This is a genomic window from Nonomuraea sp. NPDC050556 (assembly GCF_044457355.1).
In the GTDB taxonomy this organism is placed as follows: Bacteria; Actinomycetota; Actinomycetes; order Streptosporangiales; family Streptosporangiaceae; genus Nonomuraea.
This window is the reverse complement of the sequence record NZ_JBITGU010000002.1, coordinates 293776-309289: the sequence shown is the minus strand read 5'-3', so window position 1 is coordinate 309289 and position 15514 is coordinate 293776. Positions and strand designations below refer to the sequence as shown.

The 15514-nt window shown below is 63.5% G+C and carries 17 protein-coding genes; 12 read left to right on the top strand and 5 right to left on the bottom strand.

Annotated elements, in window-relative coordinates; all coding sequences use genetic code 11:
- Positions 1-76: 76 nt before the first annotated feature.
- The 3 genes from ACIBG8_RS19570 to ACIBG8_RS19560 are packed head-to-tail and all read right to left on the bottom strand — an operon-like array spanning position 77 to position 3340.
- Positions 77-1567 carry a phage portal protein gene (locus ACIBG8_RS19570; protein ID WP_397344249.1) on the bottom strand — a complete coding sequence of 497 codons (1491 nt, stop codon included), beginning with the start codon at positions 1565-1567 and terminating at the stop codon, positions 77-79.
- A 12-nt stretch (positions 1568-1579) separates the two neighbouring features.
- Positions 1580-3178 carry a terminase TerL endonuclease subunit gene (locus ACIBG8_RS19565; RefSeq protein ID WP_397344248.1) on the bottom strand — a complete coding sequence of 533 codons (1599 nt, stop codon included), beginning with the start codon at positions 3176-3178 and terminating at the stop codon, positions 1580-1582.
- Positions 3179-3184: 6 nt separating this feature from the next.
- The gene (locus ACIBG8_RS19560; RefSeq protein WP_397346147.1) at positions 3185-3340 is read right to left on the bottom strand and encodes an HNH endonuclease; all 156 of its coding nucleotides are present in this window, start codon (positions 3338-3340) and stop codon (positions 3185-3187) included.
- Positions 3341-3675: 335 nt separating this feature from the next.
- On the opposite strand from ACIBG8_RS19560, the gene ACIBG8_RS19555 reads away from it, so the two are divergent.
- On the top strand, positions 3676-4212 hold the full coding sequence (locus ACIBG8_RS19555; protein WP_397344247.1) for a hypothetical protein: 537 nt from the start codon (positions 3676-3678) through the stop codon (positions 4210-4212).
- On the opposite strand, the gene ACIBG8_RS19550 is transcribed toward ACIBG8_RS19555, so the two are convergent.
- The gene (locus ACIBG8_RS19550) at positions 4213-4638 is read right to left on the bottom strand and encodes a hypothetical protein (RefSeq protein ID WP_397344246.1); all 426 of its coding nucleotides are present in this window, start codon (positions 4636-4638) and stop codon (positions 4213-4215) included. It abuts the gene before it with no gap.
- Between the two features lie 541 nt (positions 4639-5179).
- Complete coding sequence (locus ACIBG8_RS19545; RefSeq protein WP_397346146.1) at positions 5180-5371, bottom strand: HNH endonuclease; 192 nt, start codon at positions 5369-5371, stop codon at positions 5180-5182.
- A 1047-nt stretch (positions 5372-6418) separates the two neighbouring features.
- On the opposite strand from ACIBG8_RS19545, the gene ACIBG8_RS19540 reads away from it, so the two are divergent.
- From ACIBG8_RS19540 to ACIBG8_RS19490, 11 genes are all read left to right on the top strand, one after another.
- Positions 6419-6838 (top strand): hypothetical protein, encoded by a 420-nt coding sequence (locus ACIBG8_RS19540; RefSeq protein WP_397344245.1) that lies wholly within the window; start codon positions 6419-6421, stop codon positions 6836-6838.
- Between the two features lie 392 nt (positions 6839-7230).
- Complete coding sequence (locus tag ACIBG8_RS19535) at positions 7231-8031, top strand: PD-(D/E)XK nuclease family protein (protein ID WP_397344244.1); 801 nt, start codon at positions 7231-7233, stop codon at positions 8029-8031.
- A 9-nt stretch (positions 8032-8040) separates the two neighbouring features.
- Complete coding sequence (locus ACIBG8_RS19530) at positions 8041-8916, top strand: AAA family ATPase (RefSeq protein WP_397346145.1); 876 nt, start codon at positions 8041-8043, stop codon at positions 8914-8916.
- Entirely contained in the window at positions 8849-9334 is a 486-nt protein-coding gene (locus ACIBG8_RS19525) for an endonuclease VII domain-containing protein (protein ID WP_397344243.1), read from the top strand. Before ACIBG8_RS19530 ends, ACIBG8_RS19525 begins: the two co-directional genes overlap by 68 nt.
- Before the next feature lie 387 nt (positions 9335-9721).
- Complete coding sequence (locus ACIBG8_RS19520; protein WP_397344242.1) at positions 9722-10345, top strand: toprim domain-containing protein; 624 nt, start codon at positions 9722-9724, stop codon at positions 10343-10345.
- Positions 10346-10390: 45 nt separating this feature from the next.
- Positions 10391-10693, top strand: a complete 303-nt coding sequence (locus ACIBG8_RS19515; protein WP_397344241.1) for a hypothetical protein — start codon at positions 10391-10393, stop codon at positions 10691-10693.
- 148 nt (positions 10694-10841) lie between these two features.
- Positions 10842-11165, top strand: coding sequence for a hypothetical protein (locus ACIBG8_RS19510; protein ID WP_397344240.1), 324 nt, complete (start codon positions 10842-10844; stop codon positions 11163-11165).
- Between the two features lie 187 nt (positions 11166-11352).
- Positions 11353-12168, top strand: a complete 816-nt coding sequence (locus tag ACIBG8_RS19505; RefSeq protein WP_397344239.1) for a metallophosphoesterase — start codon at positions 11353-11355, stop codon at positions 12166-12168.
- A gap of 33 nt (positions 12169-12201) precedes the next feature.
- The gene (locus ACIBG8_RS19500; protein WP_397344238.1) at positions 12202-12855 is read left to right on the top strand and encodes a hypothetical protein; all 654 of its coding nucleotides are present in this window, start codon (positions 12202-12204) and stop codon (positions 12853-12855) included.
- Between the two features lie 2 nt (positions 12856-12857).
- Positions 12858-14906 carry a ribonucleoside-triphosphate reductase, adenosylcobalamin-dependent gene (gene nrdJ / locus ACIBG8_RS19495; protein ID WP_397344237.1) on the top strand — a complete coding sequence of 683 codons (2049 nt, stop codon included), beginning with the start codon at positions 12858-12860 and terminating at the stop codon, positions 14904-14906.
- A 45-nt stretch (positions 14907-14951) separates the two neighbouring features.
- Positions 14952-15488 (top strand): hypothetical protein, encoded by a 537-nt coding sequence (locus tag ACIBG8_RS19490; RefSeq protein ID WP_397344236.1) that lies wholly within the window; start codon positions 14952-14954, stop codon positions 15486-15488.
- The last annotated feature ends 26 nt before the right edge of the window (positions 15489-15514 follow it).

Below are 15514 nucleotides of genomic sequence, written 5' to 3'. Positions count from 1 at the left end.
CCTCTCCATGTCGGATTGGGGGCATGAAAAAGGCCCCAGCCATGTCGGCTAGGGCCCGTCGGAAGAAGTAAGAAGGTCAGGCGGCCTTCGAGCGCTGGCGCTCGACAGCGGCAACTTTGTCGGTGGGGGTCTTCGGCTTGGCCTCACCGCGTGCGGGGGCCTGGCCCGGCCTGCCGTGCTTGACTGGTGCGCCGGTCACGGGATCGAGGAGGTCGGAGCCGTACTTGTCGTTCAGCTCCTTCTGCCTCTTCATCTCCTCCTCGCGCATGGCGGCGAACCGCTCGATCTGCGTGGGGGTGTAGCCGTACTCCTCGTGGAGCTGCTTCTCCGGAACGCCGAGTTCCTTCATCTTCAGAAGGGAGTCGGCAAGAGCGGCCTTGGAGCGGTACTCGGGGTCTTCCCAGATGACCTCTGCGGCGTACGCCTTCGCCTTGGACATGTCGCCCTTGACGTGGAACGCGATCCGCAGAGCCTCTTCCCAGGACTCTCCGAAGTGCAGCATCCGCTCGCGGGCCTTGGCCACAAGCCCGGCTTCGGCAGCGGTGATGCTCTCTCCAGAGGGGGCCTGCCCGCCGTTGAGGAGGAAGTAGTGAAATGGCACCCTCGACTGGCTGGCCATGTGCTGGACCAGCATGTCGATCAACGTCACGTAGTTGCTGAGGTCGGCGGCCTGGAACTGACCGAACTTGGCATCGGGGTTGTCCAGCGTCAGGATGCGGTCGATGTACGCCTTGAGCGCCTCCTGGCGCGCGGCGGCCACCTGGTCATCGGTGGCGTCATCGGGCAGCGGCTCGACGCCGGTGATCACCCGTTGCGGGAAGGCCGCGAACTCTGAGGCCACCAATGCGTCGGCGGCGACCTTGTTGATCGCGTCCTGAACGGGGATGATCCCGGCCAGCTCAGAGAACGGGGTTGGCTTCAGCCGGGTGCGGTTCATCAAAGGCACGACCGGCACCCGGCCCAGGGGATTGGTGATCTCCTCTGGGTCGGCCCACTTCTGACCGTCCATCAGCCGGGTAGTCCTGAAGATGGTCTTGGGAGTCCACAGGGTGATGTACTCCGCGCCCCAGTCGTCGTTGTACTTCTTCAGCGCGGCTTCGAGCAGCCGCCGCGAGCCGGGCTTGTACTGGACGACGACCTCGTCAGCCGACTCGGGCGTCATCGTCGGCTCATCGTCCTCATCGCCCCACACCGTGATGGCTGAGGTGCCCTGCACCAGAGCGTCGATGTGAGCAGCGTTGCTCTCGGCGTCCATGAAGGAGCGCTGCCAGATCTCGGTAGCTTCCTTGTCGGCCGCCTCCTCAGGCCCCATCCGGAAGCCCTGCACTCGCAGGCGCTCGCTGATGGAGTCCACGATCAGCGGGCAGAAGTTGTCCCGCCACCCGAGGAACATGTCGCCGAAGATCTCGCGGAACTTGGACTGGGCGTAGTTCAGCGCCTTGTTCTCGGAGTCGTAGTACTGCACGTACCGGGCGCTCGCAGAGCGTTGGGAATTCAGCTTGCCTTCGAGGTAGACGACCCACTCAAGTGGTGTCTCGGGACGGCCCCCAATGCGGCCAGGCGTCAAGGGCCCTCCTTTCTAGTAGCTGCGTAGGCGAGCCATGCGACGCACCCTCATGCGTCCGTCAGCGATGGCCTCAGCGCGGGCCTCGTAAGCGAGGACGGCCGCGATGGCGATGTCGATCTTTTTCCGGGAGCGCTTGGACTCCTTGCGGATCAGCAGCCCTTGGGGGACCTCGTAGGTCACCGCGTTGCCGATGTGGCGGGCCATGTCCGCGCCACCGTCGTGGCGGATGCCCTCGCCCAGGTGCGCGGCGGTGTGGAACCGCTCGATGGCCTCGGCCATCTGCTTGGCCCGCTGGGGCGAGAACTCAAAGACGATGTCGCGCCCGAGCTTGTCCTTCTCGGTAAAGTCCAGCGCCCAAGTGGCGACCACGTTCTGCCAGTACGACGGATCGCAGTAGGCCCACTCGATCCGGTAGGTATCGCGGGCCTCACGCATCTTGCGATCCACCAGAAGCGTGTCCACCTGCCAGTCGGCTGCGAACTTGGAGTGCTTCGGGTCAGGCTGCTCGTCCAGGTGGATCAAGAACAGCTTGCCGTCGCGCAAACGGCAGCCGACGATCGCGGTGGAGTCGCTGTAGAGCGAGCCATCGAAGCCCACGGCGATCTGATCGCCCGGCTTGATCGGGTCGTCGGAGTCGGCCAGGCCATCCCAGATGGCCTTCGGCATCCACGCGTCAGCCGACTCCTGGATCTTGTTCAGGTAGAAGCGGTACGCCTGGGCCCGCGTCGTACGCGGGTCCTGGATAGCGTCGATCAGACCTTGAATGTCCACCCAGTGCGAGTCGCCATACGCCTGCTTCAGGCCAAGCTCGACAGCCTCGATATCCTTCAGGTCGATCTCGTCGGAGTCGGCCTCAACGCAGTCGTAGAGCTGCCTGCCATCGGGCTTCTTCAGATACGCCTCGTAGGCGCGCTGCGCGACGGAGTCCTCGTTCGGGTTGAACGCGTTGGTCGACTCCACCAAGCGTGAGCCCGCGCCAGCCGTCTTACGGACGTTACGGTCGAGCACCTCATAGACGGCGATGCCACCGTTGGAGGAGACCCAGTGATGGGTCTCATCGCCCACGACGAACGTGGGTCGTGCGCCCTCCAGGCCGCGCGACGAGCTGGTAACCGGCTCGATCCGACCCGGACGGCCATCCTTGAACTGGATGCGTTCCTTGCCAAGCTCAAGCCCGTACTCGTACTCGGCGGGAGAACTGGCTAGCATGCCGCGGACCATGTCGCGCGTGTTCTGCGTCTGGTCGATCGACGTTGCAGCGAGCTGGACCAGGGGCAGGGGGACGGGCTTGCCGACCGGCAGGCCGTTCTCGTCAAAGTGGGAGAAGCGGGCGGGCCCGATGAACTCGATGATGGCCAAGGCCGCAAGGACCGGGGTCTTGCCCCACCCCTTCGACCGGCGCAGCGTGGCAGTGTCGTAAAGCCATCGCCCCTTGGAGTCGATGGCGTACAGCCACAACACGAACCGGATCTGCTCGGGAGTGAACTCCCACGGCTCACCAGCGTTCTCGCCGTCAGGCTGGACGATGTACGTGCGAGCCCAGCGGAGGATGCCGTAGCCGAGTGACCGGGAGGGGTGCGGTACGCCCTCTCTGAGGTTTCCCGTTTGCAAGCTGGGTCACCTCCCGCCCCACTCGATGAGCAGCCGGTCCCCCTTCGACAAGTTGCAGGAGGAGCAAGCTGGAACGACGTTGGCGGCGGTATGTGAGCCGCCAACGGCCAATGGGTCTACGTGGTCGATGACCTCAGCAGGGGACGCGCAGTAGGCGCACAACCCGCCATAGATTTTGCTGAGGACCGTCCACTCGGCCTCAGTTAGCGAGCCCTGGTGATAGAAAAGGCGGCGCTTTGTCTGCGCCGCCTGCTTCCGAGCCCTGAACTCCGGGTCGGTTTGGTACCGCTCCCGTTCGCGTTCTCGCGCCCGAGCCTTGAGGGCTTCCCTGTGCCCCGGATCAGCTCCCCTAGCGGCAGCCTGCTCGGCCGCCCGCTTGTTGTAGCAAGTCCTACATCGGCGAGAGCCGTGGTACTTCTCGGGGGTTCCACAGTCGATGCAGACGGTCAGCAACAGGCATCACCTCCCAAGTTCAGGGGCGCTAGTATCTGTTGGCTATGACGGACCTCTGGACAGACGTTGGGACACGCACCGGCAGCCTGCTCCACGTCGGGATTCGTTCGCCAGCAATATTCGGCATGGACGGAATAGATCGCGTCCGACCGGGCTCCACGCCAACCATTGCGGAAATGAATGACCTTTTAGTTGCTGTACAGACGGTGGTGGAAGCCGTGGATGATGCTATGTACCTAAAAGAAGCCGACGACGCACAACTGCGCTTCCTTGACGAGGATCCGATAATCAGCATCAGCGATAACGTTGGCATTAAACGCTTCACCACCGAGCGAAATGCGTTCGTCCAAAAGCTGTCCATGAACTCGCCGTTTGCAATGGAACTACTTATTACCGGCGTCGGGAGTGGGAGCCTTGTAGGAACCGTCATCTACCTGCTCAAGAATCCGGCGAAACTTGGTTCATGGTTTCCGACGCTTCAAACCTCGTGGTATAAGGGGCGAGCGGAGGCGGAGCGGGCCAAGAAGGCATATCAAAAGCTTCGAGCCGCAGGCACGGAAATGCGCCAGATAGAGCGTTAACTAAGTGCCACCTAGGGAACGGTACAGCTCGAAGTCGGCGACGTTCTCGGGCAAGCGATCTGGCTTGTCGTTCTGCTTGGGGTCGGTCTTGTTCATGCGCAGGCGCATCCGGTCAGTGACCGTCGCGCCCAGCAGGGACTCGTTCTGCCTGATCTCGGCCAGCGCGTTGTGGCCGGGGCGGCGGTAGTACGACTCGACAAGAGGCGCCAACATCTGGAGGCGCTGCCAGTCGGTGGCCTTGAAGCTGTCGGCCTGGTCGGAGTCAACCCAGGTGTCCCACCAACGCTGGGTGGCCACGGAGTAGCCGTCGCGCTTGAAGAGCTTCCTCAGCTTGTCGGGGACGTCCTCGTCGCCTTCGAGGTGGGACAGGTCCACGGCGTTGCGCCGGACCGCGTTCTCCTTGGGAGCGGGTCCACGTCCTGCCACCGGCTCACCCCACCCGGTATCGGCCGGCAAGGATGTCGCTCACCGTCCACGAGTCGTCGGTGTGGTCGGGCGTAGGGCTATTGAGCTTGTCGTCTTCGGGCGTCTCCACGGGCTTGGCTGCTCGGGAGCCGCGTCCGCGCGCAGCTTGGGCCATCAGGAACCCCCTGAAGGTAGAAGGAAGAAGTTGTGCGTGTGGAACCCGCCCTCACACACGCAAGCCAGCCCCACCGGCCCGAGGCTCGGTCGTATCGCTGGCAGCCGCAGTTGTTCAGTCCTTTGGGCTACTCCTCGAAGTCGGCGTAGCAGAGGTCCGCCGCTTCGCACCCGTCGCAGTCGGCGTCGGGGTCATTCCAGCGGGCACAGCCCGTGTCGAAGTCTTCGAGTTCGTCGTCGGCCTCGGGGCCTCGTTCGACGAGGGAGGCAAAGTCCTGATCGTCAAAGTCCCCACAAGACCCGCAGCCAGGGCCGCCACGATCGCAGCTCCAACGGGGAGCATCCTCCGGGGGTCGCTCGGGGCCCTGTGCAGTCCTTGTGCCATCGGTCAATGCCTTCGTGCCTTTCCGCGTGCTGACTCTTGCTGGGTCTTGTCGGCGTGGCAGGCATCGCAGATGCACGCCAGGTTGCTCATCTCCCAGGTGCCGCCTTCGGCCACCGCGAGGATGTGGTCAACGATCCGTCCAGGCTTGCCGCATAGGTAGCAGCGCTCTCGGTCGCGTTGGCGAACTCGACGCATCAGCGTCGCGGCATTGGAGGGCCGTGAGCGGTTGCGTGGGCTCTGCTGGGCCCATGGCTTGTGGTGAAGGAGGCAGCGCCCTCTGGCGCTGGCAGCCTTGGAGCATCCTGGCTCAAGGCACTTCTTCGGGGCTCTGATCATTGTCGCCACCCCCTCAGACGTCGTACGGCCTGGAGTCGAAAGAAGGAAGAACCCCTGGAACCTCAAAGGACCGCCCCGGAGGCGGTCCTAAGGAGTTAGTGAGTATCGGAACCCCTTAGGGGGTTCCGATCGAAGGAGGGGGGTTCGTCGGTCGGGGAGTTTCGCTTCGCTCCTCCTCTCCCTCCTCCCATAGAGCTATGGGAGGGACTTTCGTGTGGCTGGTCCAACTCAGCATGTGTGATATGCGTCACATGCTTGGAATCGAACAAGTAATCGAAATGTATTGGGTGTCGAAACCTTGTGTGGTAGCTTCGCAGCATCGAAGGGGTGAGGCTCTTGGGTCCTCGCCCCAACGGGAGCTTCTGGTGCTGGTCAAGGCGAGATTGACAGCCAAAACCAAGAGTGGTAGCTTGAATCTAGACGCACTGCCGAGAGGTTCCGCATCTGCGGGATGGACGGCGGTCACGCGCTTGTTGTATGTCAATCTATGGGCACCGTCGCCAGAAGAACGGTCCGGGGCAGGTAGCTAAGCCGAAAGCGACCCGTCTAGCCCCGTGAGGTGGAGATATAAAGACGGCCGTCATTCGCCGCGCCCCAGTTTGCAGCCAAAGCAAGATCTTGGGCCGCCTCCACTCGTGCATGTTACCTTCTGGTAGTGTTTCGCGATTGGCGGCTGGCCTATGACTTGATCAAAGTTTCGAGTCTTATTGAGCGTATGGACCTCTGTTCGCGTGTTCAGCTAAGACCCAAGTTTCTCTCCTCTTTCTCGGAATCCATAGAGGCGACAAGTTAATGTTTGTCTTGGAAGTACCATCCGCGAGTGTCACTTCCTTGAGCCGTCAGGTAAAAGGAACGGAGATGATCTTGATGATATGCGCCAGTTAGACTTCGGATTGGACTACGAAAATGGCTAACAAGAAGATGGAAGACGACGAACTTCGCCTCATGTTCGAGGCTAAGACGCCGTACCGCGATATCGCCCGCCGCTACAACACCACCGTCGCTGGTGTTCAGTCGGCTGCTGAAAGGCTCGGATTTCAGAGAAAAAACCTTCGGCATGACAAGTTTATTCCGTGGGATGAGATAGCCGTAGAGCACAGGCAGTCGGGACCGATCACTTCCCTGCGCAACCTCTCGAAGGTCTCTCAGGGGCAGGCGATTCCCATCACCAAGCTGAACAGTGCACTTCGGTGGGCAGTCGGGCTTGAGGAGAACAACCTGGATATCGATTACGACCCGGAGCGGGGTTTCTTTGAGAAGCCTGCTGGGGAGCCCTGGCACATCAAGATGGTGCTGGAGGACGTGCGGGAAGTCATCGAGGACTAGAGGCTTCCCTAATTCAGTGATTACCTGATAGGACCCCTTCCCCGCATGCAAAGCCCGGCCTGTGCTGATGGGCCGGGCTTATTCTTACCGCTCAAAACATAGATTGGAATCACTCACATATGTTCGATCCTCGCACCTCTAGGTCTGCACTCAAGTCGCCAACCCTCGTGTATGACAGGCATGGCGTCACTGTCTCCGAGTTCGAGCAAATGAGTGGAGAAGGGTTCTATTACGAGGTGCTCGCTACGGTCGGCGATGCCACGCGCGAGGCCGTCAATAGGGCGCTTCAGAGCATCCCCAGCAAGGCGGTGCCCGTTTTCGCCACCGACGACGAAGAGGACGTCTGTCTAGGCTTCTGGGCCGCAAACTAATACCTCTCCCTAAAACAAAGATTGGAAGCTGATTTCCTGCTAACCCGAACATCCGTTTCCCGCGTCACCGGTATCGCCCGATGCGGCACGGCATATGAACTCGAACGCGTGGAGCGCCTTCCCCAGCTCCAAGCTGGCTGGACCATGCAGGGCATCGCCATCCACGAAGCGTGCGACGCCTGGGAGAAGTCCGGAAGGACCATGCCCACCGTCGAAGCCCAGGAGATCTTCTCCGCTACGTGGCGAGCCGAACTGAGCAAGGCTGACGAGCGTTGGCCCGACCGCGACCAATGGCTCGTGGGAGGTCGTAAGAAGGTTCTCACCGATCTGCGTGACCGGTTCACCGATGGCCTCAGCCAAGTAGCCGACTACATCGACTACAACCTCGCCGACCCCACGCTCATCCCCTACGTGTGGCCAGACGGCACCATCGCCTCCGAGATTGGCTTCGAGGAACCCTTTGGCGGAGCCCTCGTGCGTGGCTACATCGACCTCGTCATGCAAGACCCCGCCACAGGCCGGATCTCCGTCCGTGACATCAAGAGCGGCTCCAAGCCCCCCGCCGTCCCCTTCCAGCTCATCGTCTACGCCCGCGCACTTACGCGCCTGCTCGACGAAGAGGTTGCCTGGGGTCACTTCTTCATGACCAAGCACCGCAAGCCGACGCCCCCCACCAACCTGGCCACGCTCGACGAGGCGTGGATCGAGCGCTGGTTCGAGCGCCAGGTGCTCATCGAGCAGCAGGGCCTCTTCCTGCCCAACCCCGGCGACGCATGCCGGACCTGCTCCGTCAGCCCTCACTGCCCCCTCATGAACCTGTAGGAGGACCCCATACTTCTTCTTTCTCATGCCAGGCGAAAAGCCAAAGCAGCAGGTGCGCCTATCCCGGTCGTATGGACATCCCTGGCCGATGTCACCGCGCACTTCCGCCGTTCCCAGGTCGCGATGGTGGCCGCGGCGCCCGGCGTAGGCAAGAGCGCCTTCACCCTCAACCTGGCCATCCGATCCGGCTGCCACGGCATCTACATGTCCGCCGACTCCGACGAAGTCACCCAAGCCATCCGAGCTGCAGCGATCCTCAGCGGGGATCGCGTTGAGGAGATCGAGGACGCCTACCGCTCAGGCAAGGCCGATAAGTACGAGAAGGCCCTGCGCGACTTCACCCGCGTCTGGTTCGACTTCGACGCCGCGCCTTCCCTCGCCCAGGTCGAGGAGGAGGTCCTTGCCTACGCCTACATGTACGGCACGTGGCCCGAACTGCTTGTCCTGGACAACCTCGCCAACGTCTTCGACGAATCCGGGGGAGAGGGGTTCACCAGCCTGGAAGCCACCATGAGCTTCCTGGTAGACCTCGCCCGCAAGACCGAGGCCGCCGTCGTCGTGCTGCACCACGTGGTCGGCGAGGCTGAGTCGGGTGATCAGGCACTCAAGCTCAAGGACATCCGAGGAAAGATCACCAAGCTCCAAACCCTGGTGCTGGGACTGGCCTACACCGAGACCTTCACCCCGTACGGCCGGGCACTCGGCGTGTATGTGCTGAAGAACCGCTCGGGTCGTGCCTCCGCAGCAGGGGACCTGTCGGTTGAGCTTCAGGCCGACCTGGAGCGCATGCTCATCACCGACCCCGACAAGCCAGGAGGTGAGCTACCTGCCAGCGTCTGGGAAACTCCCCGTGAGGACGAGCGCCGCATCCACGAGGAGATGTGAGCGGTGCGACAAGAATCGCGCCCCACAATTCTTCTCAGGCCCCCGAGGGCGTATCTGTACGGACTGCCAGCGCAAGTCTCGCAGCCAGACCCATCACCGATCCCGTGTCGGCCGCGTCTATGGGCTTGAGCCCGGCGACTACGACACAATGCTCGCCGCCCAGGATGGCGCCTGCGCCATATGCAAGGGCGTGCGACGCCAACGACTGTCGGTGGACCACGACCACTCCGACATGCTCGTTCGCGGTCTGCTGTGCCGCATGTGTAATGGCCGGCTGCTGACCGCTGCCCGCGACCAGCCGGAGATCCTCCGGGCTGCCGCCGACTATCTGGAATTCCCGCCCGCACCCGCCGTCATCGGACGGCGCTATGCATCCCCTGAGGCCGATCGGCCTGGACGATCCAGGAGACGACGATGAAGACGCGCTACTGCCGATCCACCCCACCCACAGACCTTCGTCGACCCGACAAGAAGGTGCCCCTGAGCAACCCGGCCATCGTCGAAGCGCTGGCCCGAGCCGTCTTTTCGCATGCCATCAAAACCAAGAATGGTAGTCGTTGATCCCGATCACCCCGCTCCTGGAGCACTTCGGAGCAAGCGTGCCCCCTGTGGAGGAAGGAGGACGGTGGCGCTCGATGCGCTGCCCCTTTCCATGATGACAACCAGGCATCCGCGAGCGTCCGCTATGAGGCGTTCAACTGCAACGGCTGTGGCATCAAGGGCAACGCCGTCACCCTCGCCCGGCGGGTGGTAGATGAAGGCGGTAGTGCCAAGCAGCTCCTCGCTGAGCTTTATGGCGAAGGCTATGGAGACCTACGTCGACCAGCTCGACGAAGAGGCTTTGGAATATCTGACGGGCCCCAAGCGGCTCCTGACCGAACAGACCATCGCCGAGCACAGGTTCGGCGTCGTCCGTTCTCCTGAGCCCGGCCATGAGGCGGTTCGGGACTACATCGCGATCCCGTACCTCGCCCCTGACGGCACGGTTCTGTCCATCCGCTTCAGGCGGCTGGACGCCCAGGACCTCGACCTGACGGGCAGCGTGGAACTGCCCAAGCGGACCCCCAAGTACCGCTCAATGCCGGGGGACATTCCCCGGCCCTACGGCACCGAGGCCCTCCAACGAGGCACACGCAACATCGTGCTCACCGAGGGGGAGTTTGACCGGGCCGTGTCCAACCAGTGCGACCTGCCCGCCATCGGCATCCCAGGCGCGAACGTCTGGGAGAAGGTGTGGCGACGCCTGCTCGTCCAGTTCGACGGGATCTTCGTTTTGCACGATGACGACGATGCTGGCAGGGAACTGGTGACCAAGATCTCCAACTCTGGGTTGGACGCCGTTCGCCCAATCCCAATGAGCGGGGGAGATGTGACTTCCTTCTACGCAACTCATGGCAGAGATGGACTTCGCGCCAAGCTCGGCGCGTAGATCTCCATCCTTGTCTCACGCCCGTAAAACATAGATTGGAAGTTTGTGACCAGCGAAGACCTAGCTCGCGAGATCATGTCCGCCGTTACCGCTGTCCAGGGCCGAATCCTCAGTGTCGGCCAGCAGCAGTACAGCGAGGGAAGCACCCAGCAGTTCGAGCGCATGAGCCTGAAGGAACTCGTCTCCTACGCCCGCGAAGAGGTGGAGGACGGCATCGCCTACAACGTCATGCTCCGCTACAAGCTCAACCTGCTCGACCAGGCCCTCGACTCCGCCTTCCGGGGCTATGCCGCCCCCACCCCCGCAGCGGGGGAGCCCTTCGCAGGAACCATCTGGGGCAACCAGTGACCTCCATGAATCTAGGCCACATCCTCCAGGCCGTGGACGACATCGAGACCGCCCACATCGCCCTCCTGGCCGACGGCTGGGAGGGCGAGGAGCTGCTCAAGCTCATCCCCATCGCCCCCCTGCAAGCACACCGAAGGAGCAGCCAACCGTGAAGGTCACCGGCGAGTGGGAGCTGAACCCCCACGAGATCGCCGCACTCTTCAAGGCCAAGGGCTGGTGCTACCACACCAGCAAGGGGCTCGCCATCCCCACCGCCGAAGAGATCGAGCACCAACTAGCCCGCCTCATCAGCACAGTGCTCAACTCCCAGGGCGACCAAGCGCAGGCGGGACGCTTCCTGCTCTGGAAGGACCCTGAGCTGCCCGACAGCTACGACCTATGGCTCCATCTGGGCTTCATCTGGGACGACGAAGCCCTCGACGAGGACGAGCGGACCATCATCGACGACATCTTCCGGGAGGACGACGAGTGATCCTCGCTCACCGAGCAAGGCACGCACTACTCAAACGGCACAAGCGCCGCCAGACAAATGGCCTGTGGTGCGAACCGGAATGCACCTTTCACCGGACCGTCACGGCCGAACAGGTCTGGAAGACCCACATCGGAGGCTGGACCTTCCTCTACGTGGACACCGTCGATCGCCTGGCCAAGGAGGGACTTTGGGACTGAAGCGCGTCGTCGTTATCTCCGATACCCAACTGCCGTACGAGGACAAGCGCGCCCTGCGCAACGTCACCGCCTTCATCGGCGACTACCAGCCCGACGCCGTCTACCAGATCGGCGACCTCATGGACTACCCCACCCCGAGCAGGTGGAACCGAGGCACCAAGGGGGAGTACGAACAGCTCGTCGTCCGCCACTCCGACTACGGCAAGAAGAACTTCTTCGAGCCCCTGCGCAAGCTCTACTCAGGCCCGGTCGGAGTCCTGGAAGGAAACCACGACGAGCGCCCCAGGGTGTACCTGGAGCAGCAGGCACCCGCCCTGGCCGAGTTCTCCGACACCTTCCACTTCGCCAAGCTCCTCGACTTCGACGGCTTCGGCGTAGACCTGATCAAGCCGTTCACGAAGGTCGGCCCGGACACCGTCCTGGTCCACGGCCACGAGATCAAGGGCATGTCCCAGATCGCAGGCACCAGCGCCTACAACCACGCCGCCAAGGCCGGAGCCAACATCGTGATGGGGCACACCCGCCGACTCGGCGTGCGCCGCCACACCGCCCAGTACCGGGGCGGCAAGCCCACCCGCAGGTGGGGCTTCGAGACCGGCAACATCATGGACGTCCGCAAGGCCGGATATCTGGGTGCCGGAGGCGTCGCCAACTGGCAGCAGGGCTTCGGCCTGCTCTACGTCGGCCACTACGACGTCAGCCCCGTCGAGATCGACATCTGGCCGGACGGCAGCTTCGTCGTCGAAGGCACGCGCTACGGAGCGCTCAAGCGTGACGGCGGCGGCAAGTTCACTCGCACCGCCTAAAGCCATGCCAGCAAAACATAGATTGGTAACTCGTTGATCGAAGACGACCTCGCGCAACTCCTCCTCGACCAGGCCGCCAGCGTCGGCCGCCGCTTCGCCCGCCAGTACCCAAGCATCGACGCCGACGACATCGCCGCAGAGATCACTCGCTACGCCCTGGACAACTGGGGCAGCTTCGAGCGCGCCATGGCCCGCGCTCGCGAGTACGGCAAGCAGCCCAAGGACACCCTGCGCTTCTTTCTTTCTCAGCGGGCCAGCACATATTGCGGCGCGGAGCACTACGCCTACATCGTCAACACCTCCCACGTGATCTACACCCCCAAGGAAGTGCGCGCCATCCTGCGCGAGACCTACTTCAACCCCGACACCTGGGACACCCCGAGCAAAGACACCCAGCTCGGGCAGGCACTCGAACTCCGCAGTGTGTGGGCCAACCACGCCGACATCAAAGCGGCACTCGCACGCGTCAGCGCCAAGGCCCACGACATCATCCTCGCCGCCTACGGCCCCATCGACCTGGGACTACCCACCCCGGACAAGCGGCGCGTCAGCGACGCCATCGACGTACTGACCCGCGAGCTAAACCGCCACCTCAACACCTTGGGCAACAAGCACCAAGGCCCAGGCTCCCGGCGAGCGATGAGCAACGCCGAAGCCAACTACCTCACCAACAGCCAGGAGCACTGAGCTTGACCAACTTCGGACCCACCGGCCAGACCGTCTACGAGCGCACCTACTCCCGAACCAAGGCAGACGGCACCAAGGAGACCTGGCCGGAGACCGTGGATCGCGTCGTCCACGGCAACCTGGACCTCGTCCGCTGGAGTTCGCCCACCGCCTACTTCCGCGAAAGCGTCGAGCTGTCCACCCTCATGCAGGACTTCGCCGTCCTCCCGGCCGGCCGACACCTATGGGCCAGCGGAGTCCGCGGCAGGCAGTACCTCTTCAACTGCCACACCAGCGGATGGACCGACCGCTTCTCCGAGCACTTCGAGTTCACCTTCCTCCGGCTCATGGAGGGCGGGGGAGTAGGCAGCGACTACTCCACCAGCCATCTCGGCAAGTACCGCATCCTGCGGCCCCTCAACATCCACATCGTGTGCGACCCCGGCCACCCCGACTACCAGGCCATGAAGGACGCAGGGCTCCTCACCTCCACCTACAGCCACGAGTGGGACTGGCCGCGCGTCGTCAACGACAGCCGCGAAGGCTGGGCCAGCGCGCTCGTGGAGCTGCTCGACGCCTACACCAGCCCCCTCACCATCCACCACGACCGCGTCTTCGACGTCTCCAACGTCCGCGCCCAAGGCTCCCGGCTCAAGACCTTCGGAGGCACCGCGTCAGGCCCGGCGCCCTTGGCCAAGATGCTGCTCGACGTGGGCGCGGTGATGAACGGCTCCGAGGACTGGCGCAAGGGCAGCGAGCTGCGCGGCGGCGTCACACCTCTCGAAGCGATGGAGATCGACCATGCCGTGGCCCAATGCGTCGTCGCCGGAGGCAACCGCCGCAGCGCCCGCATGGCGATGCTGCACTGGGATGACCCGTACATCTTCGACTTCCTGCACTGCAAGGAAGACGGGAAGTCGCACTGGTCGACCAACATCAGCGTCATCACCGACAGCGACTTCTACAGGGCGCTCGACGAGGAAGACCCCCGCGCCAAGGACATCCTGGACGGCATCACCGCAGGCATGCTCAAGAACGGCGAGCCGGGCATCTGGAACAGGTCCCTGTCCCAGGTAGGGGAAACCGGCCAGGTGTTCGCCACCAACCCCTGCGGCGAGATCGCCCTGGAGCCGTTTGAGAACTGCAACCTGGGCCACCTCAACCTGGCCGCATTCGTCGACCCCAGCGACCACACCTTCGACTTCGGGAAGGCGAGCAAGGCCGCGCGGCTGATGACCCGTTTCCTCGTTCGGGCCACCTTCGGTGATGTCGAGTCACCCCAGCAGGCCGCGATCCTCGCCAGGAACCGCAGGATCGGCGTCGGCCTGTTCGGCGTCCAGGAGGCCCTGGCCCTCATGGGGCAGCGGTACTCAACCGCTCCCAACAGCTCCTACGTACGATCCATGCTGCGATCCCTCAAGCTGGCCGTACGGCAGGAGGCCCGCGACTACGCCTTCCGCCTCCGCATCCCCGAGCCGGTCAAGGTGACCACCATCGCCCCCACCGGCAGCATCGCCAAACTGCCCGGCACCACCGAGGGCATCCACCCCATCTTCAGCCGCTACTACATCCGCCGCATCCGCTTCTCCACGCTGGACGAAGGCCAGCGAGCACAGGTGGAGGCTTACCGGGTCCAGGGATACAACGTGGTGCCCGACCCGTACGCGGCCAACACCGTCGTCGTCGAGATCCCCTCCAAGGAAGCCGTCGTCGAGCGAGTTGAAAAGGCTGGCTGGCCGGGCAGCGTCGTTGAGTCCGCCGACGAACTGACCCTCAACCAGCTCCTCGCCTTCCAGGAGATGGTCCAGGAGGAGTACGCCGACAACGCGGTGTCCTTCACCGCCAACGTGGACGCTGCCAGGTACAGCGCCCAGTACATCGGCGCGCTGATTCGCGAATACGCCGACACACTCAAGGGGACCACGATCTTCCCCGAGCGAGGCTTCGAGCTGGCCCCGTACGAGCGGATCGACAAGGCCGACTACGAGTCCTGGATCGCCTCGACGGGCTTGGCTCACGTCGAAGACGGCACCGACGAGGACTGCGCCAACGGCGCATGCCCCATCCGCTGACCCTTCTTCTTTCTCCATGCCCTCAAACCAGAGATTGGAAGCTCCGTGAGCGACTACTTCGACGAAGACCCCTGGGCTACCCCCGCCGCAGGCGAGGAGCCCATCGAGTACAGGCAGGCCGATCAGCCTGCCGACGAAGCCCAGACCGCAACCCCCACCTCCAAGGAGACCGCTGTGACCCACACCCCCACCACTGAAGGCAAGCTCGTCACCACCATCAAGTACGGCGCGGGCTACGGGGCCCCCTGGGACGTCCTCCACACCGAGAACCTCGCCGAAGCGGACGCCATCCTGGCCAGCGCCGAGTTCAAGGCGCACGCCGAGCTGGTCGTCAAGGTCGCCAAGGGCGTCCAGGCCCTCTGGGGCCCGGAGGGCAACAGCGGCAACCGCCCTGCCGGTGGTGGTGGGCAGACCCGCCAGCAGCAGAGCCCGCCCCCCGGCGTCGAGACCAAGACCTGCCCGCACGGCGAGATGACCTACCGCACCGGTACCGGCGCGAAGGGTCCGTGGGCAGGCCACTTCTGCCCGCTGGAGAGGGGCAACCCCGACCAGTGCAAGGCCATCTTCATCCGCAACCGCTGACCCATGCCCTGAAAACCAAGATTGGA

Excerpts from the sequence above, each read along its gene's own strand:
- ACIBG8_RS19555 (WP_397344247.1), top strand. The coding sequence starts at position 3,676 with ATGACGGACCTCTGGACAGACGTTGGGACACGCACCGGCAGCCTGCTC.
- ACIBG8_RS19545 (WP_397346146.1), bottom strand. The coding sequence starts at position 5,371 with ATGCGTCGAGTTCGCCAACGCGACCGAGAGCGCTGCTACCTATGCGGC.
- ACIBG8_RS19540 (WP_397344245.1), top strand. The coding sequence starts at position 6,419 with ATGGCTAACAAGAAGATGGAAGACGACGAACTTCGCCTCATGTTCGAG.
- ACIBG8_RS19520 (WP_397344242.1), top strand. The coding sequence starts at position 9,722 with ATGGAGACCTACGTCGACCAGCTCGACGAAGAGGCTTTGGAATATCTG.